The sequence below is a fragment of the Methylobacterium sp. NEAU K genome, assembly GCF_030700285.1.
Lineage (GTDB): Bacteria > Pseudomonadota > Alphaproteobacteria > Rhizobiales > Beijerinckiaceae > Methylobacterium.
Map to the genome: position 1 here is coordinate 79,180 of NZ_JAUYZJ010000012.1, position 19,826 is coordinate 99,005.

Consider the following 19,826-nt stretch of genomic DNA (forward strand, 5'->3'; position numbering starts at 1 on the left):
CGGATCTCGCATGCTTCCTCCCGTCATCGCCCCGTCGATCCTCTCGGCCGATTTCGCGCGCCTCGCGGACGAGACCCGCGCGGTGGCGGAGGCCGGGGCCGACTGGATCCACCTCGACGTGATGGACGGCCATTTCGTGCCCAACATCACCTTCGGCCCCCCCGTGGTGAAGGCGCTGCGCCCGCACACGGACAAATTCTTCGACGTGCACCTGATGATCGCGCCGGCCGACCCGTACCTGGCGGCCTTCGCGGAGGCCGGCGCCGATGGGATCACGGTCCATGCCGAGGCCGGCCCGCACATCCACCGCTCGCTCCAGACCATCCGCGACCTCGGCAAGCGCGCCGGCGTGGCGATCAACCCCGGCACACCGGCCGCCATGGTCGAGCCGGTGCTCGACCTCGTGGACCTCGTGCTGGTGATGACCGTCAATCCCGGCTTCGGCGGGCAAAGCTTCCTCCGGAGCAGCATGGAAGCGGTGGCGCGGGTGCGGGCGATGCTGGCGGGCCGCGATGTCCGCATCCAAGTCGACGGCGGCATCGATCCCGAGACCGTGAAGGCGGCGAGCCGCGCGGGCGCCGACACGTTCGTGGCCGGCAGCGCGGTTTTCGGCGGCGGTCCCGGCGCCTACGCGGAGCGCATCGCGGCGATCCGCGCCGGCGCGGAGGGCGCCTCCGGCCGCGACCTCTCGTGCTGAGAGCCCTGATCTTCGACGTCGACGGCACGCTGGCCGAGACCGAGGACCTGCACCGGCAGGCGTTCAACCGCGCCTTCGCGGAACTCGGGCTGCCCTGGCGCTGGGACGCCGCCCTCTACGCCGACCTGCTCACCGTGATGGGCGGCAAGGAGCGTCTCGCCCACTACATCGACACGCGCCACCCGGGAGAGGCCGCGGCGCTCCACGCGCTGGCGCCGGAGATCCACGCCCGCAAGACCGTCGCATATGGCGACCTCGTGGCGGCGGGCGGGCTGCCCCTGCGCCCGGGGATCGCCCGGCTCATCGGCGAGGCCCGCGGAGCCGGACTCCGGCTCGCGGTGGCGACCACCACCAGCCGGCCGAACGTCGACCGGCTGGTGGCCGCGAACTTTCCCGCGTCGGACCGACCCTTCGACGTGATCGCCGCCGGCGACGAGGCCGAGCGCAAGAAGCCCGCCCCGGACGTGTTCCTCCTGGCGCTCGACCGGTTGGGCGTCCCGGCCTCCGAGGCCGTGGCGTTCGAGGATTCGGCCGCTGGCATCGCCTCGGCCCGCGCGGCCGGCCTGCCGGTCCTGGCGACCCGGAGCCGCTACACCGACACCCACCGGCTCGACGGCGCGTTCTCGGCGGTGTCGGATCTCGGTGAGCCGGGCCGTCCGCATCGGCACATCGCCGGCCTGGAATGGCCGGGCCATCTGGTGACGCTGGCTGCGCTGCAGGACTGGCACGCGGGTTTTCGGTAGCAGGGGCGCCTCGCGCAGGCCGCTTTGCGACGGGACAGCAACGGGCATGAAGTCACTGGTGCAGCTTGATGCCTCCGGCAAACCGGCCTCCGGCTTTCCGCATCATGCCCCAAGCGCTCTGACCGGGCTGTGAAATCATGCCGTCCATAGAAACCTTGCCGCCGAGCCCTCGCGGATGTGGTCGAGGCCGTGCTGGCCGCCGTGGCGGAGGCGCTGCCTGTCGAGGACGCCTGACGCTCTCCCTCACCGTGCCCTCAAGCGCCGCCGGCCCTGGTGCCGCCCCTGAGCCTCCGTGGCGAACAGCATCGTCCCGGCTACCACGCCGAGCGCGGCCGCGATGCCGAACTTGAGCCAGCGCGGGTCGGCCGCGATCACGTGCGATGTCGAGCGGGCGTCGAAGCGCCCATGGGCGCCGGGATCGGTATCGACGGGCGCGTAGAGGTTGTCGGGTCGGTTCTTCTGGGCCTGCATGCTGGTCATCTCCCCACGATATCCGTGTCGGGCCAAGTAGCCGTCGATCCATCCCGGGATCAGCATGGTGCCGATGATCGCCTTCCAGGCCGAGGCGCCGATCCACAACTCCCGCGGCGCGTCTTGGGCCGCCCGGAAGACGTGCCGCGCGATGGCCTCCGGCTGGTAGATCGGGGGCACCGGCTCGAGCTTGCGTGGCAGCCGCGAGCGCGCCCAGTCGAACTGAGGGGTGTTGACCGCCGGCAACTGGATCATCGTCAGCCGCACCCGGCTGCCGTCGTGCAGCAGCTCGCTGCGCAGGGAGTCGACGAAGCCGCGCACCGCGGCCTTGGCGGCGCAGTAGCTCGCCTGCAGCGGGATCGAGCGGTAGGCGAGCGCCGAGCCGATATGGACGATCGTGCCCCGGTCGCGCGGCACCATGTGCCTGAGCGCCGCGAGCGTGCCGTGCACCTGCCCGAGATAGGTCACCGCTGTGGCGCGGTGGAACTCCTCCGGGCTCGTCTCCTGCACGGGCGCATAGATCGTCACCATCGCGTTGTTGACCCAGACGTCGATGCCGCCGAACGCAGCCGCCAGCGCATCGGCGGATCGGGCGACGGCGTCGGCATCGGCAACGTCAGCCGCGAACGCGAGGGGCCGGCCCCCCGCCCTCTCGACGTCGCGGATCGTGCCCGCCAGCCCCGACTCGCCCCGGGCGATGAGGCCGACATTCCAGCCGTGCCGGGCGAATTCGTGCGCCACCGCCCGGCCGACACCGGCGCTGGCGCCCGTCACCATCACCGTCCTTCTGGTCGTGTTTCGGCTCGACATCGGGCTTTCATCTGAGACAATCCCTGCGGCAACGCCCGTCGCCGGCGATCTTTCCGCCCTCACGCGCTTTCGAGGGGCCTGTTCCGCCGCGCGCGAGAAGGCGGCCGCGTTGCTTCGTCGGAAGCGGGCGGCCTATAACGCGGCGACCTCGCAGCCGCGACGGCGGGGGCACGAACGCCCGCCCTCGCCATCGAACAAAAGTCTCACGCAACATGGCAGGCCATTCGCAGTTCAAGAACATCATGCACCGGAAGGGCCGGGTGGACGCGGTCCGCTCGAAGGTGTTCGGCAAGCTCGCCCGCGAGATCACCGTGGCGGCCAAGCTCGGCACGCCGGACCCGGCGATGAACCCGCGCCTGCGCGCGGCGATCATCGCGGCCCGCGCCGAGAACATGCCCAAGGACAATATCGAGCGGGCCATCAAGAAGGCCGCCGGGGCGGATGGCGAGAACTACGAGGACATCCGCTACGAGGGCTACGGCCCCGGCGGTGCCGCGCTGATCGTCGAGGCGCAGACCGACAACCGCAACCGCACCGCCTCGGACGTGCGCTCGGCCTTCACCAAGTCCGGCGGCAGCCTCGCCGAGACCGGCGCCGTCGCGTTCATGTTCGACCGCGTCGGCGTGATCGCCTTCCCGGCCAAGGTCGCGGATGCCGACACGATGCTGGAGGCGGCGATCGAGGCGGGGGCGGACGACGTGAGCTCCAGCGAGGAGGGCCACGAGGTCGTCTGCGCGCAGGACTCCTACGGCGAGGTCGCCAAGGCCCTGGAGGCCCGCTTCGGCGAGCCGACCCGCACCGGCCTGATCTGGAAGGCGCAGAACACGATCGACGTCGACGACGAGACCGGCGAGAAGCTGATCCGCCTCGTCGAGGTGATCGAGGACCAGGACGACGTGCAGCACGTCTACGTCAACTTCGCCCTGTCCGACGCGTTGATGGCCAAGCTGCAGGACTAGGGCAGCACTCCGGAAGGCGGCTGCCGCCCTCCGGGAAAAGGCCCGGCGAGGCGCTAGGCCGCGAGTTCCGCGCCGAACCGCTCCTGCACGTAGGTGTCCAGCGAGAAGCCGTCGTCGGGCAGCTGGACCATGAAGCGTTCGGCCACCTCGGTCAGGACGAGGTCCGGCTTCACGCGCTCGATGTAGGACCAGTCGAGCGAGGTGCTCCAGACGAAGTGCACCTCGCGGAACGTCTCCGCCAGCAGGATCGTGAGCATGTACGGCATGACGTGCGAGAAGGAATCGCCGAACAGCACCAGCCGGCGCGGGTCGGTGGCCCTGACGTTGCCGTAGACCACGTTTGCCCCGACATGCAGGGTGTGCAGCAGGCCCGCCTTCTCCCGTGCCTCGACGATCGGGCTGGCATAGGTCCGCACGGCGTCCTGCTGGATCTGGTAGGCCCGTGACGGTGCCCGGCGGGGTGGGTCAAACGCGCTCCCCAGGTCCCCGTCATGGTCGACCGGAAACGACGGCCGGGTCCTGAGGTCCGCTCGCGGCTGCGCCTCGAAGGCTTTGCAGATCTCGCCATAGGCGAGGTAGCAGCCGTCGAAGGTCCAGTGGGTGTCGGTCCGGCAGTAGAGTTCGGCCCCGTCGCGGGCCGCGCGCATCGGGCGCACGAGGTCGATGCAGGTCTCCCGCCAGCGCTTCCGCCGGCGCCAATCCGCGTACAGGCCGCGCAGGCCCCGTCGCCAAGGGCCGCCGAGCGGTGGCTCAAGGTGGAGCAGGCGGTAGGCCGGCGACGCGGCCGGGGTTATGGCGATCCCGTCCAGATGGTTGTCGTAGACCATCAGCTTTTCCGGCGCGACGACATGGCGGTACCGGATGCCCATGGCACGCAGGCGCCTCTCGCGCGTCGCGACGATGCTCCGCCACGTCCAGATCAGGTCGACCGTCTCCTCCGGCCGCGTGAACTGATCGAGGACGTTGTTCGTCCCGCTCTTCAGGAAGAGCCAGCCGTCCTTCCCGACATGGATGTGATCGGTGTTGCTCGAAGCCATGACGCACTCGGGAGGCTGATCGGCTGCTGGAAGGACGCGGATCCGGGGATAAGGGTTTGCGGTGCGCGCACCGGTTCGCCGGATTCGACGGCAAGGAGCGGGATGCGGGGCCGGCCGCAGGACGACAGGATGAGGCGGATGGCCGGCGCTCGACCCCCCGCTATCCACCTCCGGCAGGTCCCCTCATGCCCTTCCCCATCGCGCACGCCAAGACGCAGAGTATCGTGACCATGACCGCCCGACCAACCTCCAATCCTGGCGACGCCGAGCGCTGGGCGGCGCTTGCAGCCCGCGACCGGCGGGCCGACGGCACCTTCGTGTACGCGGTCCGCACCACCGGCGTGTATTGCCGCCCGAGCTGCGCCTCGCGGGCGGCCCGGCCCGAGAACGTCGCCTTCTACCCGGGCTGCGCCGAGGCCGAGGCGGCCGGGTTCCGACCCTGCCGGCGCTGCCGGCCGAACGAGCCGGGCCTCGCCGAGCGCCGGTCCGAGGCCGTGGCCCGCGCCTGCCGGCTGATCGACTCCACCGAGACGATGCCGTCCCTCGCCGACCTCGCCCGCGCCGCCGGGCTGAGCGCCTATCACTTCCACCGGGTGTTCAAGGCCGCGACCGGCGTGACCCCGAAGGCCTACGCCGCCGCCCGACGGGCCGAGGCGCTCGCCGCCCGATTGCCCGGCGCCGCCACGGTGACGGAGGCGCTCTACGGCGCCGGCTACAACGCGGCGAGCCGGTTCTACGAGGGCGGCGCCGGGCGCCTCGGCATGGCCCCGTCCGCCTACCGGAAGGGCGGCATCGGCATCCGCATGCGGTTCGGCGTCGGCAACTGTGCGCTGGGCGCGATCCTGGTGGCCGCCACCGATGCCGGCGTCTGCGCGATCCTGCTGGGCGACGAGCCCGAGCCCCTGGTGCGCGACCTGCAGGACCGGTTCCCGGAGGCGGAGATCGAGGGTGGCGACCCGGCCTTCGAGGCCTGGATGGCGCGGGTCATCGGCCTGGTCGAGGCGCCGGGCGGCGGCCTCGACCTGCCCCTCGATATCCGCGGCACCGCGTTCCAGCAGCGGGTCTGGGAGGCGCTTCGGAGGATTCCGGTCGGGTCGACCGCGACCTACGCGGAGATCGCCCGCGCCATCGGGGCCCCGACCGCCATGCGGGCCGTCGCCCAGGCCTGCGGGGCGAACCCCCTCGCGGTGGCGATCCCGTGCCACCGGGTGGTGCGCTCGGACGGGTCCCTGTCCGGCTACCGCTGGGGCGTCGCCCGCAAGCGCGACCTGCTCGCGCGCGAGGCCGAGGATTAGGGGGAACCAAGGGCGCGCAGCTTTGCCGTTCTCGCCCTATTGCTTCCCGGGCACAGGAAGGGTGCGCGGAATGCGGCCCTCGGTTCGTTGCAGAACGGCAAAGCGATCGCAGGTGAAGGCGCGATTAGCTCAGGCGCTTGAGAACGCAACGGACACCTGATCAGCCGCACCGTCATCCCTGGACCGCGCAGCGCTGCCCCGGAATGACGGTGTGATGTGTGCTGCCGCCGGGCTCCCGCATGGATCGGAGAGCGAGAGACTCTCACGAAACGCCCGCTGCGCCGTAGCGCCTGGAGAGAGAGATCTCCCGGTGATCGGAAATTTGGTGAGAGGCTCCAGACCTCGGAATTCGATGACCCCTCCGGCAAGCTCATCTATCGCGCGATGGGCCTGATCCCGAATTGCATCGCACCGGCATTCCAGGCGTCCGGGCTGGGGGCGCCTCTCATCCAAGACAATTGGTGACACCGGCCGGTGCTCCAGACGGCGGGCCGCCGATCAACGCCGTCCCCCCGCGCCGGATGGCCCACCAAAGCCTCCCGGGCCGCCACCGCCGCCCATCGGTCCGCCAAAGCCCCCGGGGGGTGCGCCTGGTCCGCCCGGGAACGGACTGGCTCCCCCGGGCGGCGCGCCGCCGAAGCCGCGCGCGGCACCGAACCCGCCGGGTGCCTGTACACCGGGGATGCTGCCCGCGCCGGGGCGCGTATCGATGGTGGGGCCGCGGGGCTCGCCGATCCCGCCGAACGTACCCGGCCGGCCACCGGGCTCGGCGCCGAAGCGTCCGGGAGCCTCGTGCGGCAGCTCCGGCAGCTCCGGCAGCTCCGGCAGGTTGGGCAGGTCCAGCCGGTCGCGCTCGCGTTCGAGCCGGGACGCGTCCGGCTGCCGGGGCGGCTCCGGTGCGATCCGGTCCTCGACCCTGAGCCGATCCACCGTGAGGCCGCCATCCTGCGCGACGTCGGCGGTCAGCACCGCCCGCACGCTGCCCTGGCGCGGCACCCGTAGCCCCGCGCGTCCCGCCACGGCCAAGCCCGAGCCGAGGTCGAGCCTCGCCCCCGCACGGCCGATATAGGCCTCGATGGACACCTGCTTCAGGCCCGGCGGGAACGGCAGCCCGATCTGCGCCGCGTTGGTCACGCTGAGGATGCCGCCCTCCGCCGCACCCGTCACCAGGGCGCGCTTGCCCGGCGGCAGCGCGTCCGCACCCTTCAGGCGCAGGCCCCCGATCGCGAGCGCGCCGCCCGCGTCGCGCCGCACCGGCCCGGCGACGCGGTCCGTCCCGGATCCGCGCGGCTCGATCAGGCTCGCGACGATCACGCCGTCCGGGCGGCGCAGGCCACTCACGGCCACGCGGGCACCCGGCTTCCAGTCGCCCGCGAGTCCCGCGGTGGAGACCCGCTGGCCGAGCACGATCATCCGCCCCGGCGCAACCGCCTCGACCGGTCCGACAACCTCGCTCGTCACGTCGATGCGGCGCGTGCCGAGGCCGCCGGCTTCCGGCCGCGCGACCACGTGCACGACCTGACCGATCCTGAGATCCGCCACCCTGGCGGGCTCCCCGTCGATCCGCACCTCCACTTCAGGCGGGTAGGCGATGCGCAGATCGTTGACGATGATCGAGCCGAAGCGGCGGATCGTGCCGATCACCCCGGTGCCGCCGATGCCGCGGTCCCCTTCACCGAGGGAGCCGTCCCGGGGCTCCTCGATCATCTTCATCCCGGTGCCGCCGATACCCTGATCGCGCGGGGTCTCCTGGGGCCGGGCGGTGGCCGGAAGCAGGGTTGCGGCGCCCGCGAGCAGGCGCAGGACGAAACGGCGGTTTGGCGAGGCGTGCACCGGCCGGCCCCCTCAACGCCCGTCCGTGGGCCGGGCCGGCGGCACGGCCTCCGAATAAACGTAGAGGCCGAAATTCCAGCGGTGGTCGCCGCCGGGGTCCGTCTGGCAGGCGGCGTGGGCCTCCCGGTTGGCCTGCTGCAGGGCCTCCATGGCGATTTCGCGGGCCCGCGCCTCGAGCTTGGCCGCGAGTTCCTTGGAGAGCCCGTCATAATGGACGGCGCGTTCGAGGAAGCGTGGCGTCTCGCCGACGATGTTGGCCACGCTGGCCGCGATGTGGTCGTGCAGGTTGCGGCCGAAATAGTAGAGCTGCGGCTCGCCCGAGCCGTCCCCGCGCGGGACATAGGCGGCTTCCGCTAGCACGATCCGGTCCTGCGCATCCGTGAAGGCGAGCCCCCGGTCGAGCCACTCGTCGAGCACCGCCCGGGGCCGGAGGTCGCGGGTCACCCCGGAGACCAGGACCTCGAAGGACGGCGCGCCCTCGTCGGCGGTCCGCGGCAGCGGCAGTGGCTGCCCCTGCGGATCGGTGAAGGCCGGGTCCGCGATCCAGCGCGCGATGATCCGGCTGGTGCGCGAGACCACGGCCGGCACGGCGCTCACCGGAGCGCCGGCGCCGCGCAGGCGCCGCACCTCCTTGCGATGGATGCCGGTGAGAAGGGAGACGCGGCTGTCCGTCTGCTCCTTGCCGGGCAGCGCAAAATCGTACTCGGCCACGTTCACGTAGAGTTCGCGCAGCAGGTCGGTGAGGGCGGGGAACGTGATCCCGCGTGCCACCAGCAGGCGGACCAGCGGCCGCAGCAGTCGCGCCAGGGGCGCGTGCAGGCTGACGCCCTCCGGCGGTGTGTCGGCAGTCTGGGACATGGTTTCATCGTTAGCGGAAGTGACGTGGGAGACAATCCCACACCGTGCGTTCCCGCACCTGGACTCATCGATTTCGGATTGACGTGGGAATTTTGCACACGTAACTACGAGACGTGGTCAAATTTCCCACGCAGAGAGCGGAGCCCGGGGCGATGACGGTCGAGACGCGCAGACTGATGACCGAAGCGTTGCCGCCCCTCACGCTCCCGACGCCGGTTTCCCGCCGTTCCCGGCAGACCAACCCCCTGCCGCGGTTGAGGCGCATCGCCTGCGTCCTCGCCGCGCTCGCACTGCCCGCCTTCGGTATCGCCGCCGCGGACACGGTCCACCGCGTCGGTGAAGCGAAGGCGTCGCAGGCCGCCGCCCCGGTCAACCCCTCTGACGGGGCGGCGGCACCCTCCGGTGGCACTACGCCCGTGCGGGCCAGGAGAGCCGTCAGGACGGCCACGCTCGATGTCTCGCGCGGGGAGGTCCGCGCGTGATCACGATGCCCCAGCCCGTCGGCGACCGCACCCGGCAGGAACCCACCTGCGGCGGCGCGCCGATCCTCGATCTCGCGCTCTGCCTCATCCTCTCGGTGACCGTGGTCGGCCTGCTGATTCTGGCGCTCTGACCCCGCGGCTTGGCTGCCCCACAAGGGCCCCACGAGCCCATGTCCGTGTCGCGCGCTGCCCCCGCCGACCCTGAATATCTTATCTGGCCCGGAATCCGGGCCGGCCCGAAGGTCGCCTACGCGCTCCAAGACGGCAGCCGTGACAGCGGCAACCGGTCCGGCGGCTGCATCGACGACGCTTTCGCGGGACGCTCTCCGTCGAAGTGAGGGCTCCAGAACGCGAAGCCGGCCCCGGGTCCTTGAAACGATTTGCCGCCATACCGGATTCTGAGTTCATTATGGTGCCGGCAAATAAGATCGCCGCTTCGAGACGATCGGGTCCGTTTTTATTACCGATGCTAGACAATATTGGCATCGTTCGATCTTGACGGTACGGCTGCCCTGAGTCGGTATATGTGGCGTTCGGCTTTGCGAATCCGCCCACCGGTCGAGACTGTTCGCGGCGGGCCGGAGACGCTGGTGCCGAATGCCGCCGGTGTCTCTCCGCGCGGCGTCAGGAGGCAGCTCGGACAGGACCGGCCGTGAACGCTCCCAGCCTGAACCCAATCGCGACGGTGCTGTTCGCCATCGGACTCTCCGCCTGTGCCGCTACGGCTTGGGCGCAGGAAATCGTTCTGCCCGGGCCGTCCGGGCCGGGGGGCATCCTGGTCTACGGGAATTTCTGCGGCCCCGGGAGCCGCGGCCCCGGCTACAAGCCGATCGACCGCCTGGATCTCGCCTGCGCCCGACACGACGCCTGCTACCCGGACCCGGCCTCGGGAAGGCTGCCGAGCTGCGCCTGCAACCGCGGTCTCCAGGTCGAGGCGGGATTGGTCGCCCGCGACCCGCGGGCACCGGCCCATACGCGCGAGGCGGCGCAGTTCATCTCCGACCTTGCTGCCGCGCTGCCCTGCCAGTAGGCGGCGCCGGGCTGTCTATGCCGAGAGCGCCGCCGGTGGGGTAGGTCAGGCGGCGTCGGCGGGGCTAGCGGCCGCCTTGGGGCCGCCCTTGGCCACGCCGACCAGGGCCGGCCGCAGCACGCGGTCGCCGATGACGTAGCCCGCCTGCACGACCTGCACCACGGTGCCGGCCGGAACCTCCGGGTTCGGAACCTCGAACATGGCCTGATGCCGGTTCGGGTCGAACTTCTGACCCTGCGGCTCGACGAGCTTCACCCCGTGGCGCTCCAGGGTCTTGGCCAGATCGCGCTCGGTCAGCTCGATCCCGTCGATCAGGCCCTTGAGCGCGCCGTCGGCCGAGGCCTTCGCGTCGGCCGGGACGCTGTCGAGGGCCCGGCGGATGTTGTCGGCGACGTTGAGCACGTCCCGGGCGAAGTTCGTGACCGCGTAGGAGCGCGCGTCCGCGATCTCCCGCTCGGTCCGGCGGCGCAGATTCTCCATCTCGGCGAGGGTGCGCAGCATCCGGTCCTTCAACTCGTCGCGCTCGGCCGTGAGCAGGGCCAGGGCCTCCGCGACAGGATCGACGGACTTCGCCTCGGCGCCCTTGTCGGCGGACGCGGTGTCCTGGGCGGCGCCGGCACCGGCTTCGAACGTGGTCTGGCGCTGGTCATCCTGGGGCATGTCGTTGCTCGTCATCGCGTTTCAGTCGTCGGCGGGGATGGGTGAGGGGCGATCGGAATCGGCGCTGATATCTGGCCAGGGGGCCGCGAAATCAACCCGGCGCTCACGCTTCGCGCGGCGGCGGCGCGGCGACCAGCGCCTCCAGCCCCTCGGCCTTGAGGGCGGCGACGTCCCCCGCGAAGACGTCCATCATCGCACTCCGGATCGCGGCCTGCCGGTCGGGCTGCGTCACCCGCGTGCCGGTGAGGTCGGTGACGTAGAAGACGTCCACGGCCCGCTCGCCGAAGGTGGCCACGTGCGCCGATGTGATGTTCAGCGACAGGCGGCTGAACGCCGTGGTCAGCTCGTAGAGCAGGCCGGGCCGGTCGAGGCCGGTTACCTCCACGACGGTCTCGCGGCTCGACAGGGCGTTGTCGATCGCCACGTCGGGCGGCACCAGGAAGGTCTTGGCCCGCGCGCTCGTCGGCGGGTGCTTGTCGGCGACGAGGTCGGCGATGCGGATCTCGCCCTTAAGCGCGCGCTCGATCGCGGCCGTGATGCGCCGGGTCCGGCGCAGCTCGTCCTCGTCGCGCTCGAAGGCGCGGGAGATGAAGATCGTATCGAGCGCGAAGCCGTCCGTGGTGGTGAAGATCTGCGCGTCGACGATGTTGCTGCCGGCCGCCGCGCAGGCACCCGTTATGATGGCCAGCAGGCGCGGGTGGTCGGGCGAGTAGATGGTGATCTCGGTGACGCCGCGCACCGGATCGAGTGCCACGTCGGTCGCGCTGGTGCGCCCCTCGCTGAGCGCGTCGCGCAGGAAGATGGCGTTCTTGAGCTGGCGCGTGCTCTCGACCTTCAGCCAATAGGCCTGGCCGTGGCGGGCCGCGTAGGCGTCGAACTCCTCAGGCCCCCATCCGGACAGCTGCTCGCGCAGGCTCATCTGGACGAGGCGCACCCGGTCGGTGCGGGCGATCTCGGAATGGCCACCCGAGAGGAACACCTCGGTCTCGTCGTAGAGAGTGCGGACCAGGGTGCCCTTCCAGGCGGTCCAGACGCCGGGGCCGACCGCGGTGATGTCGGCCACCGTCAGGATCGTCAGCAGCTTCAGCCGTTCCAGGCTCTGCACAACCGCGGCGAAGCGCTCGATCGTCTTGGCGTCCGAGAGGTCGCGGCTCTGCGCGGTCATCGACATCAGCAGGTGATGCTCGACGAGCCAGGTCACGGTCTCGGTCTCGGCCTGGCTCAGGCCGAAGCGGGGGCAGAGCTTCTCGGCGATCGCCGCGCCCGCGATCGAGTGGTCCTCCGGCCGGCCCTTGGCGATGTCGTGCAGCAGGATCGCCACGTAGAGCGCCGTGCGGTTGTGGATCGTGTGGACCAGGCGCGAGACCAGCGGGTAGGATTCCTCGGCGCGACCCGACTCGATGGCGGCCAGCACACCGACCGTGCGCAGAAGGTGCTCGTCCACCGTGAAGTGGTGGTACATGTTGAACTGCATCATCGCGACGATGCGGCCGAAATCGGGGATGAAGCGGCCGAGCACGCCCGCCTCGTTCATCTCGCGCAGGGCCTCCTCGGGGGCGTTCCGGGAGGTGAGGATGTCGATGAACAGGCGATTGGCCTCCGCATCCCCGCGCAGCGACGGGTTGATGAGGCGCAAGCTCCGGTTGGCCAGCCGCTTCGCATCCGGATGGATTGCGAGGTTGTGCCGGTCTGCGAGCCAGAACAGGCGGATCAGGTTGACCGGATCGCGCTCGAAGGCGTCCTCCGCGCGCAGGTTCACCCGCCCGTGGTCGATCCAGAAATCCTCCGCCTCCATGGCGGTGGCGCGGAAGCGGTCGCGGAACCGGCCAATCCAACGGTCGAGCACCGGCGTGCGCTTGGCGTGGCGTGCCTCCAGCTCGGCGCAGACGATTGCGGTGAGGTCGCCCACGTCCTTGGCGATGCGGAAATAGGCCTTCATGAAGCGCTCGACGCCGGACAGGCCGCCCCGCGCCTCGTAGCCGAAGCGCTCGGCGATCCGGGGCTGCAGGCCGAAGGAGAGACGCTCCTCCGCCCGCTTGGTCACGAAGTGCATGTGGCAGCGCACCCGCCACAGGAACTCGTCGCAGCGCTCGAACAGCGCGTATTCCTCCTGGGTGAACAGGCCGGCGCCGATGAGCTCGATCTGGTCGCGCACCCGGTAGGTGTATTTCGCGATCCAGAACAGCGTGTTGAGGTCGCGCAGGCCGCCCTTGCCGTCCTTGACGTTGGGCTCCACGAGGTAGCGCGACAAGCCGGCCTTCGAGACCCGGGTGTCGCGCTCGCGCAGCTTCGCGTCCACGAATTCCGCCGCCGAGCCGACCACCAGTTCCGCGTCGAAGCGCGTCACCAGCTCCTCGAACAGGACCCGCGTGCCGAACAGGTAGCGCGCCTCCAGGAGGGCGGTGCGGATCGTCATGTCGGCCCGCGCCTCGCGCAGGCACTCTTCCACCGAGCGGGTGGCGTGGCCGACCTTCAGCTTCAGGTCCCACAGGACGTAGAGCATCGCCTCGACGACGCTCTCCGACCACGCGGTCTGCTTGTAGGGCAGCAGGAACAGCAGATCGATGTCGGAGCCGGGCGCCATCGTGCCCCGGCCGTAACCGCCGGTGGCGACCACCGCGAGCTGCTCGCCGGTCGACGGGTTGTCGTTGGGATAGAGCCGCCAGACCACCGCGTCGTGGATCGCCCGCACCACGGCGTCGGTGAGCCTCGAGAGCGCCTGCGCGCAGCGGAGCCCGTTGCGGTCCTTCAGGAGCTGCGCCTCCGCGGCGCGGTGACCCTCCTCGATGACCCGGCGCAACTCGGGGACGAGGACGGCCCGGAGCTTGGTCGGCTCGCGGGCCTCGCGGTCGAGGTTCTCCAGGACCGTGGCGAGGGCGTCGACGGGATCGAACATGCCCTCCGTTAGCATGATATGCCTACGCCGCCAGCTATGCGGTGATGCGCCGCGCAAAGCCGCTTCTCCTGACCCCGGATGGCCCCGCTCTATCACGGATGGCCCGTATGCCGCAGCCTGGCGCGGCGCGGCGGCAGACCTTGGCTATTCCGCGGCCGGCAGGTTGAGGGCCAGCAGCCGCGCGCTCCGCGAGCGGCTCGTCGCACTCGGCTCGGTCTCGACGGCTTGGCGCCGCGCATCGGCGATCGCCGCGTGGACGCCGTCCACCGCCAGGATCAGGGCGCTCACCGTGCGGGAGTCGATGCTGCGCTCCCGGGCATAGCTGACCACGTCGGCCACCAGGCCGTCGGTCTCGACCGCGATGGCGTCGAGTTCGGCCGCGGTGGTCGCCGCCCGCACCTCGCGCAGGATGTCGAGCAGGCGGTCGAGGACGATGTCGATGCGCTCCCGGCGCTTGCGGGCGAGCCGCTGCCCGATCCAGGCGATGCCGGAGCCGATCGTGCCTCCGAAGAAGGCGAACAGATAGATGTAATCCTCGTAGCGATCGAGGAAGGTCTGCTGCTCGCGCTCGAAATAGTCGACGGCGCCGGGGTGGTTCGGCAGGCGCGCCGAGGTCGCCGCCACCGTCGTGTCGAAGTCCGGCGCCTTCATCAGCTTCGCCACCGGCGCCGCCGCCGCGAGCCGCGAACGCCACTCGAACAGGTGCTGCGTGGCCGAGGCGACCGCGACCCGGCTTACCGTGCCCCGGGCCATCAGGCGATAGGAGGCGCCGACGGTGCGGACCTCCTCGTCCGGACGCTTCGGGCGGCCCCCGAAGGTCCCGGCCGGGATGACCACCGATTGCAGTTCGGGAAAGCGCTGCAGGATCGCATCCCCGTCCGGGATCGACACGAAGCCGATCTTGCGCTCGGGCGAGCCCAGCTCGATGGCGTGCACGACCGCACCCGCGGTCTTTGAAGCAGGACTCGCGATCACCGCCACCGCGTCGACGCGCTTCTCGGAAAGCGCCGCCGTGACCTCGCCGACCTTGAGCGGCACCACCACTACGTGGCCGGGGGCTGTCTCCGCCTCGCCGGCGGCGTGGCTGCCCTCGGGCGCGTCCTCCTCGGGGGCGTCCGGCACGAGGTCGTAGAAGGACAGAAGATTCGTCAGGAAGGGCAGATCGGCGCTGTGGCGCACCACGATGCCGAGGCGCTTGCGCGCCAGCGCGGGAACGTCGTCGATGTCGGCGGCCTCGGGTGCCGCGATGACCAGGGCCTCGTCGTGGAGGATCGCCAGCGTCAGGCCGTTCTCGGGCAGGAACACGTCCGGCCGCACCACGGCGAGGTCGGCGCGGTTGCGTTGCAGCGCCAGGGCGCTGTCGCGCACATCGCCGTAGCGCACGACCTTGAGGCGCACATCCTCGCGCGCCCGGTCGAGGGCGTTCGCGTAGGCTTCGATCAGGGCGGCCTCCGGTCCGTCCTGCGGGCCGACCGCGACCGTCAGTGTGTTCGGGCGCGAGAGATAGACGATCCCGGCCGCAGCCGCGGCCAGCCCCATGGCCACCAGGACGAGGAGCCACTCGCGGCGCATCAGGGTCGCCGCCGCGGCGCGGAGGCGTCGCCGCCAGGTGCCGTGCGTGAGATCGGGCGAAGGACTGTGGTCCGGACCATGGCCGAGCCTGTCGCGTTGCGCGCGTTCCATCCCGGAGTCATGAAACGCAAACCTGTCGAGATCGTGAAGAACCTGTGAAACGATCAATCGTTGCAGAGTCCGGGCCAATGCGCCGCGACACGGAGATTTCTCCTCCCGGCCCGGTCAGTCCGGCTTGGCTGGAGCGCGCCGCGCTGCACTATCTCGAGCGCTACAGCGCCTCGACCGAAATGTTGCGCCGGACCCTGGCCCGGCGGGTCGACAAGCGGGCGCGGGCGCGCGGCGAGGACCCGGCCGCTTTTGCCGAGATGATCGCCGCCACTGTGGCGCGGGCGGTCTCGGCCGGCCTCGTGGACGATGCGCGCTTCGCCGATGCCCGCCTCGCTACGCTTCGTCGCCGGGGAACGTCGAGCCGGGGCGCCTCCGCCAAGCTCGCCGCCAAGGGTGTTTCCCGCGCCGTGGTCGAGGCCGCGATGCGGGCCGAGCGGGAGGCGATGCCGGAGGCCGCGGATATCGACGCGCAGGCCGCGCGCGCCTACGCCAAGCGGCGGCGCCTCGGGCCCTATCGCCGGCCCGACACGCGGGCGCTGCATCGCGACCGTGACCTCGCCGCGCTGGCCCGCGCCGGCTTTTCCTACGACCTCGCTCGCCGGGCGATCGACGCGGAGCCGGACGAGCAGGGGTGACTGGCGGCGTGGCCTCGCCGGGCCACGGCAGGGTGCGGCAACGCGGACCGGGGCAGAGCCGAGGCTGGCCTTGCCTCTCGGGGCTCGTTGTTCATTGTCTGTTCGATGGACGAAACGCTCGCCAAGAAGCTGCGCATCCTCGCTGATGCTGCCAAGTACGACGCTTCCTGCGCCTCCTCGGCGGCGCCGAAGCGCGCGGCCGGCAAGGATGGGCTGGGCTCCACGACCGGGGCCGGCATCTGCCACGCCTACACGCCGGACGGGCGCTGCGTCTCGCTGCTGAAGATCCTGCTGACCAATTGGTGCCTGTTCGACTGCGCCTATTGCATCAACCGGCGCTCCTCGAACGTGCGGCGGGCGAAGTTCACCGTCGAGGAGGTCGTGAACCTCACCCTGAATTTCTACCGGCGCAACTACATCGAGGGCCTGTTCCTGTCGTCGGGAATCATCAAGTCGCCGGACCACACGATGGAGCTGCTGACCCGGGTGGCGAAGTCGCTCCGGCGCGATCATGGTTTTGCCGGATACATCCACCTCAAGTCGATCCCCGAGGCGAGCCCGTGGCTGATCGAGGAGGCCGGCCTCTACGCCGACCGGCTCTCGATCAACGTGGAGCTGCCCACCGAGGCGAGCCTGGAGCGCCTCGCCCCCGAGAAGGACGCTGCCGCGATCCAGGGCGCGATGTCGCAGATCGGCGAGCGCATCGTCCAGGCGAAGGCCGAGAAGCGGCGCTTCTCCCCGGCCGGCCACTCGACGCAGGTGATCGTCGGCGCGGATGCCACCACAGACGAGGCCCTGATCCGCAAAAGCGCGCATCTCTACGGCAGCGTCGGCCTGAAGCGGGTCTACTACTCGGCCTTCAGCCCGATCCCGGACGGCTCGGCGATCCTGCCGCCGAAGCCGCCGCCCCTCCAGCGGGAACACCGGCTGTACCAGGCCGATTGGCTGCTGCGGTACTACGCATTCACCCCCGACGAGGTCGCGGACGCATCGGACGGGGGCATGCTCGCCCTCGACATCGACCCCAAGCTCGCCTGGGCGTTGAAGCACCGCGACAAATTCCCCGTGGATGTGAACCGGGCCGACCGGGAGTGGCTGTTGCGCGTGCCGGGGCTCGGCGCGAAGGCCGTGGACAAGATCGTCAAGGCCCGCCGCCACGCGACGCTGCGCCTCGACGACGTCGCCCGGCTGACCTCGGGGCTGAAGCGGGCGCGGCCCTTCCTGATCGCTGCCGACCATCGCCCGGTGGGGCTCACCGACCGCCTCGACCTGCGCGAACGCTTGGTCGAGCCGGCGACGCAGCTGAGTTTGTTCTGATGAACGGCCCCGGTGCATTCCCTCCCCCCTTTGCGGGGGAGGGTGGCCCGCGAAGCGGGTCGGGAGAGGGGGGCGACGGTGCAGGAGAAAGCTCCGGCCCGCACGTCTGCTCTTCCCCTTTCGGAAGCCGGGTTCCCCTCTCCCGACCCTCGCTGACGCGAGGCCCACCCTTCCCCGCAGCGGGGGGAGGGAATGCGCACGAGCCGCGGAGCATCATGCTGCGTCCCGGCGCCGATCTCACCGGTTTCCGCGATGCCGTCCGCCGGCTCGTGGCGCAGGGTGTTCCGCCGGACGCGGTGGCGTGGACGGTGACCGATTCGCCCGGCTTGTTCGGCCTCGACGAGGTGCCCGCTTCGGCCGTGCCGCTCGTCCTGCCCAAAGCGGTCGCCGGCCTGATCCCGCAGGTGATTCCCCATCGCGATCCGGAGCGCTACGGACTGCTCTACGCCCTAATCTGGCGCGTCTGCCACCGCGAGCGGCACCTGATGGAGGTCGGCAGTGATCCGCTGGTCTACCGCCTGCACCGGATGGCGAAGGCGATCGGGCGCGATCTCCACAAGATGCACGCCTTCCTGCGCTTCCGCCGCACCGAGGACGCGGCTGGCGAGCGCTTCGTGGCGTGGTTCGAGCCCGACCACCACATCCTGGAGGCGGCCGCGCCGTTCTTCGTCGCGCGCTTTCGCGGCATGCGCTGGTCGATCCTGACCCCCGAGGGATCGGCGCATTGGGACACGGAGACCCTGACCTACGGGCCGCCCGGGGACCGGGCCGAGCTGCCCGAGGGCGACGGCTTCGAGGCCGGCTGGCAGACCTACTATGAGAGCACCTTCAACCCGGCCCGCACCAACCTGCGTGCCATGCGGGCGGAGATGCCCAAGAAATACTGGCGCAACATGCCCGAGACCGCCGCGATCCCCGCTCTGGTCCGGGCGGCCGTCGGGCGGACCGAAGCGATGATCGAGAGGGAGCCGACCATGCCCACACGCCGCGACCCCGCCCGCGCCGTCGCCGCGATGGCCGACCAGGATCCGAAGAGCCTCGACGAGCTCAACGCGATCATCCGGCGCAGCGAGCCGCTGGTGCCGGGGGCAACCCAGGCCGTTCTCGGCGAGGGGCCGGTCGGGGCGACCCTCGCCTTCGTGGGCGAGCAGCCGGGCGATCAGGAGGACCGGCAGGGCCGCCCCTTCGTCGGGCCCGCCGGGCAACTGCTCTCCCGCGCCATGGCGGAGGCCGGGATCGACCGTGGGGCGAGCTACCTCACGAACGCGGTCAAGCATTTCAAGTTCGAGGAGCGCGGCAAGCGCCGCATCCACCAGAAGCCGACGGCCGGTGAGGTGAGCCACTACCGCTGGTGGCTCGACCGGGAACTCGACTTCGTGGGTCCCAAGCTCGTGGTGGCGCTCGGCGCCACCGCGGTGCTGGCGCTGACCGGCAAGGCGATCCCGATCACCCGGGCGCGGGGCCCGTTTCGGTTCGACCGGCTCGACAACCGCTTCCAGGGCTTCATCACGGTGCACCCGTCCTACCTGCTGCGTCTGCCGGACGAGGCCAAGGCGGAAGCCTACGCGGCGTTCGTGGACGACCTGCGCCGGGTGGCGGCCATCGGGCGCGAGCTTGCCGCGTGACCCTGGGCGGGCGGCAGAACTTTTAATCCCGTCTGCCCGGTGTGGCACGGCACGTCGCGACGAATTTCCAGTTCCTATATTGAAATCACGCAAGACGAAACAGGCAGATCAACAGTCCTGTACTGCGTTAAGGAGTAGGAACACACCATGGCCACCCGTATCGCCGCAGCCTTCACCGCTCTCATCATCGGCGTTGCCGCGCCGGCCACTTCGGCGATGGCCTTCCCCGCCGAGGGCCCGACCGCGCCCTACGAGGTGCAGACCACCGGTTCGATCGGTGTGCACGACGGCGACCTCTACGAGAATCACCCGGGCTACTGCGCGCCGAGTTCGGCCGCCGAGGGCAATGCCATGCAGCAGACCCGTCCGGTGAAGCAGTACGGTCAGACCACTGGCGGCAACCGCTGCTGATCACGGGTCGTCCGACGTGGCGGGGGCGGCTGGGCGGAGGCCCGGCCGCCTCTTCTCTGTTTCGATCGCGGTGATCGCATCCCACCCATAACCGACAGCGACGCCGTCCTCGCCATCCCGCGCGCCGACGAGGCGGAACTGCGCCGCGGGCTCCTGCACGCGGCCCTGTTCGGTTCCGTCCCAGGCGGCGAGCCCCGGGCGGGCAGCGAACTCGACGTGATGATCGCGATCGATGCACCGGTCGCGGACGCGGGCAACGCCCACCGGCACGGCTATCGCAGCGTGACGCTGGACATCCCTTGGCTCACCGTCCACGACGAATGGCCCGTTCTCGTCGCGGCCTGCCGTGCCGGGCCGGATCGCGCGCCCGACCTCTGATCGCCC

Annotated in this window: 19 protein-coding genes; 12 read left to right on the top strand and 7 right to left on the bottom strand. The window is 70.8% G+C overall.

Annotation, left to right across the window (positions count from 1 at the left end):
- Nucleotides 1-10 precede the first annotated feature (10 nt).
- Nucleotides 11-697, top strand: coding sequence for a ribulose-phosphate 3-epimerase (rpe, locus tag Q8W67_RS12120; protein ID WP_305545683.1), 687 nt, complete (start codon nucleotides 11-13; stop codon nucleotides 695-697).
- Nucleotides 691-1,440, top strand: coding sequence for an HAD-IA family hydrolase (locus tag Q8W67_RS12125; RefSeq protein WP_305545685.1), 750 nt, complete (start codon nucleotides 691-693; stop codon nucleotides 1,438-1,440). Before rpe ends, Q8W67_RS12125 begins: the two co-directional genes overlap by 7 nt.
- Before the next feature lie 243 nt (nucleotides 1,441-1,683).
- Here the strand turns inward: Q8W67_RS12125 and Q8W67_RS12130 are convergent, their stop codons facing one another.
- Nucleotides 1,684-2,721 carry an SDR family oxidoreductase gene (locus Q8W67_RS12130; protein ID WP_370693865.1) on the bottom strand — a complete coding sequence of 346 codons (1,038 nt, stop codon included), beginning with the start codon at nucleotides 2,719-2,721 and terminating at the stop codon, nucleotides 1,684-1,686.
- 212 nt (nucleotides 2,722-2,933) lie between these two features.
- Between Q8W67_RS12130 and Q8W67_RS12135 the strand changes: the two genes are divergently transcribed.
- A complete protein-coding gene (locus Q8W67_RS12135; RefSeq protein ID WP_305545689.1) occupies nucleotides 2,934-3,680 on the top strand; it encodes a YebC/PmpR family DNA-binding transcriptional regulator in 747 nt (248 codons plus the stop codon).
- A 53-nt stretch (nucleotides 3,681-3,733) separates the two neighbouring features.
- On the opposite strand, the gene Q8W67_RS12140 is transcribed toward Q8W67_RS12135, so the two are convergent.
- The gene (locus Q8W67_RS12140) at nucleotides 3,734-4,717 is read right to left on the bottom strand and encodes a hypothetical protein (RefSeq protein WP_305545691.1); all 984 of its coding nucleotides are present in this window, start codon (nucleotides 4,715-4,717) and stop codon (nucleotides 3,734-3,736) included.
- Between the two features lie 230 nt (nucleotides 4,718-4,947).
- Here Q8W67_RS12140 and ada point away from each other — a divergent pair, with 230 nt between their 5' ends.
- Nucleotides 4,948-6,012 (top strand): bifunctional DNA-binding transcriptional regulator/O6-methylguanine-DNA methyltransferase Ada, encoded by a 1,065-nt coding sequence (ada, locus tag Q8W67_RS12145; RefSeq protein ID WP_305545816.1) that lies wholly within the window; start codon nucleotides 4,948-4,950, stop codon nucleotides 6,010-6,012.
- A 498-nt stretch (nucleotides 6,013-6,510) separates the two neighbouring features.
- Here ada and Q8W67_RS12150 read toward each other — a convergent pair whose 3' ends face one another.
- A complete protein-coding gene (locus Q8W67_RS12150; protein ID WP_305545693.1) occupies nucleotides 6,511-7,845 on the bottom strand; it encodes a DUF5666 domain-containing protein in 1,335 nt (444 codons plus the stop codon).
- Nucleotides 7,846-7,857: 12 nt separating this feature from the next.
- A complete protein-coding gene (locus tag Q8W67_RS12155; protein WP_305545695.1) occupies nucleotides 7,858-8,703 on the bottom strand; it encodes a DUF6502 family protein in 846 nt (281 codons plus the stop codon).
- A 152-nt stretch (nucleotides 8,704-8,855) separates the two neighbouring features.
- Between Q8W67_RS12155 and Q8W67_RS12160 the strand changes: the two genes are divergently transcribed.
- The 3 genes from Q8W67_RS12160 to Q8W67_RS12170 all read left to right on the top strand — a co-directional run bounded on the left by Q8W67_RS12160 (nucleotide 8,856) and on the right by Q8W67_RS12170 (nucleotide 10,215).
- A complete protein-coding gene (locus Q8W67_RS12160) occupies nucleotides 8,856-9,185 on the top strand; it encodes a hypothetical protein (RefSeq protein ID WP_305545697.1) in 330 nt (109 codons plus the stop codon).
- Nucleotides 9,182-9,316, top strand: coding sequence for a hypothetical protein (locus Q8W67_RS12165; protein WP_305545699.1), 135 nt, complete (start codon nucleotides 9,182-9,184; stop codon nucleotides 9,314-9,316). Before Q8W67_RS12160 ends, Q8W67_RS12165 begins: the two co-directional genes overlap by 4 nt.
- Nucleotides 9,317-9,837: 521 nt before the next feature.
- Nucleotides 9,838-10,215, top strand: a complete 378-nt coding sequence (locus Q8W67_RS12170; RefSeq protein ID WP_305545701.1) for a hypothetical protein — start codon at nucleotides 9,838-9,840, stop codon at nucleotides 10,213-10,215.
- Between the two features lie 45 nt (nucleotides 10,216-10,260).
- On the opposite strand, the gene grpE is transcribed toward Q8W67_RS12170, so the two are convergent.
- From grpE to Q8W67_RS12185, 3 genes are all read right to left on the bottom strand, one after another.
- Nucleotides 10,261-10,890, bottom strand: coding sequence for a nucleotide exchange factor GrpE (grpE, locus tag Q8W67_RS12175; protein WP_370693866.1), 630 nt, complete (start codon nucleotides 10,888-10,890; stop codon nucleotides 10,261-10,263).
- An 88-nt stretch (nucleotides 10,891-10,978) separates the two neighbouring features.
- Nucleotides 10,979-13,786, bottom strand: coding sequence for a [protein-PII] uridylyltransferase (locus tag Q8W67_RS12180; protein ID WP_305545702.1), 2,808 nt, complete (start codon nucleotides 13,784-13,786; stop codon nucleotides 10,979-10,981).
- Nucleotides 13,787-13,915: 129 nt separating this feature from the next.
- Nucleotides 13,916-15,343 (bottom strand): TAXI family TRAP transporter solute-binding subunit, encoded by a 1,428-nt coding sequence (locus Q8W67_RS12185; RefSeq protein WP_305545820.1) that lies wholly within the window; start codon nucleotides 15,341-15,343, stop codon nucleotides 13,916-13,918.
- 188 nt (nucleotides 15,344-15,531) lie between these two features.
- Between Q8W67_RS12185 and Q8W67_RS12190 the strand changes: the two genes are divergently transcribed.
- The 5 genes from Q8W67_RS12190 (at nucleotide 15,532) to Q8W67_RS26825 (ending at nucleotide 19,820) form a co-directional block, all read left to right on the top strand.
- Nucleotides 15,532-16,089 (top strand): regulatory protein RecX, encoded by a 558-nt coding sequence (locus Q8W67_RS12190; protein WP_305545704.1) that lies wholly within the window; start codon nucleotides 15,532-15,534, stop codon nucleotides 16,087-16,089.
- Between the two features lie 105 nt (nucleotides 16,090-16,194).
- The gene (locus Q8W67_RS12195) at nucleotides 16,195-17,406 is read left to right on the top strand and encodes a putative DNA modification/repair radical SAM protein (RefSeq protein ID WP_305545706.1); all 1,212 of its coding nucleotides are present in this window, start codon (nucleotides 16,195-16,197) and stop codon (nucleotides 17,404-17,406) included.
- Between the two features lie 215 nt (nucleotides 17,407-17,621).
- Nucleotides 17,622-19,031, top strand: coding sequence for a UdgX family uracil-DNA binding protein (locus Q8W67_RS12200; protein WP_305545708.1), 1,410 nt, complete (start codon nucleotides 17,622-17,624; stop codon nucleotides 19,029-19,031).
- A gap of 147 nt (nucleotides 19,032-19,178) precedes the next feature.
- Nucleotides 19,179-19,442, top strand: coding sequence for a hypothetical protein (locus tag Q8W67_RS12205; protein WP_305545710.1), 264 nt, complete (start codon nucleotides 19,179-19,181; stop codon nucleotides 19,440-19,442).
- A gap of 216 nt (nucleotides 19,443-19,658) precedes the next feature.
- Nucleotides 19,659-19,820 (top strand): hypothetical protein, encoded by a 162-nt coding sequence (locus tag Q8W67_RS26825; protein WP_370693867.1) that lies wholly within the window; start codon nucleotides 19,659-19,661, stop codon nucleotides 19,818-19,820.
- Nucleotides 19,821-19,826 lie beyond the last annotated feature (6 nt).

What these genes read in the sequence shown, in the direction of transcription:
- grpE (WP_370693866.1), bottom strand. Translation starts at nt 10,890, where the DNA reads ATGACGAGCAACGACATGCCCCAGGATGACCAGCGCCAGACCACGTTC.
- Q8W67_RS12155 (WP_305545695.1), bottom strand. Translation starts at nt 8,703, where the DNA reads ATGTCCCAGACTGCCGACACACCGCCGGAGGGCGTCAGCCTGCACGCG.
- Q8W67_RS12135 (WP_305545689.1), top strand. Translation starts at nt 2,934, where the DNA reads ATGGCAGGCCATTCGCAGTTCAAGAACATCATGCACCGGAAGGGCCGG.
- Q8W67_RS12180 (WP_305545702.1), bottom strand. Translation starts at nt 13,786, where the DNA reads ATGCTAACGGAGGGCATGTTCGATCCCGTCGACGCCCTCGCCACGGTC.
- rpe (WP_305545683.1), top strand. Translation starts at nt 11, where the DNA reads ATGCTTCCTCCCGTCATCGCCCCGTCGATCCTCTCGGCCGATTTCGCG.
- Q8W67_RS12160 (WP_305545697.1), top strand. Translation starts at nt 8,856, where the DNA reads ATGACGGTCGAGACGCGCAGACTGATGACCGAAGCGTTGCCGCCCCTC.
- Q8W67_RS12140 (WP_305545691.1), bottom strand. Translation starts at nt 4,717, where the DNA reads ATGGCTTCGAGCAACACCGATCACATCCATGTCGGGAAGGACGGCTGG.
- Q8W67_RS12130 (WP_370693865.1), bottom strand. Translation starts at nt 2,721, where the DNA reads ATGTCGAGCCGAAACACGACCAGAAGGACGGTGATGGTGACGGGCGCC.
- Q8W67_RS12190 (WP_305545704.1), top strand. Translation starts at nt 15,532, where the DNA reads ATGCGCCGCGACACGGAGATTTCTCCTCCCGGCCCGGTCAGTCCGGCT.
- ada (WP_305545816.1), top strand. Translation starts at nt 4,948, where the DNA reads ATGACCGCCCGACCAACCTCCAATCCTGGCGACGCCGAGCGCTGGGCG.
- Q8W67_RS12195 (WP_305545706.1), top strand. Translation starts at nt 16,195, where the DNA reads ATGGACGAAACGCTCGCCAAGAAGCTGCGCATCCTCGCTGATGCTGCC.
- Q8W67_RS12200 (WP_305545708.1), top strand. Translation starts at nt 17,622, where the DNA reads ATGCTGCGTCCCGGCGCCGATCTCACCGGTTTCCGCGATGCCGTCCGC.
- Q8W67_RS12185 (WP_305545820.1), bottom strand. Translation starts at nt 15,343, where the DNA reads ATGCGCCGCGAGTGGCTCCTCGTCCTGGTGGCCATGGGGCTGGCCGCG.
- Q8W67_RS12205 (WP_305545710.1), top strand. Translation starts at nt 19,179, where the DNA reads ATGGCCACCCGTATCGCCGCAGCCTTCACCGCTCTCATCATCGGCGTT.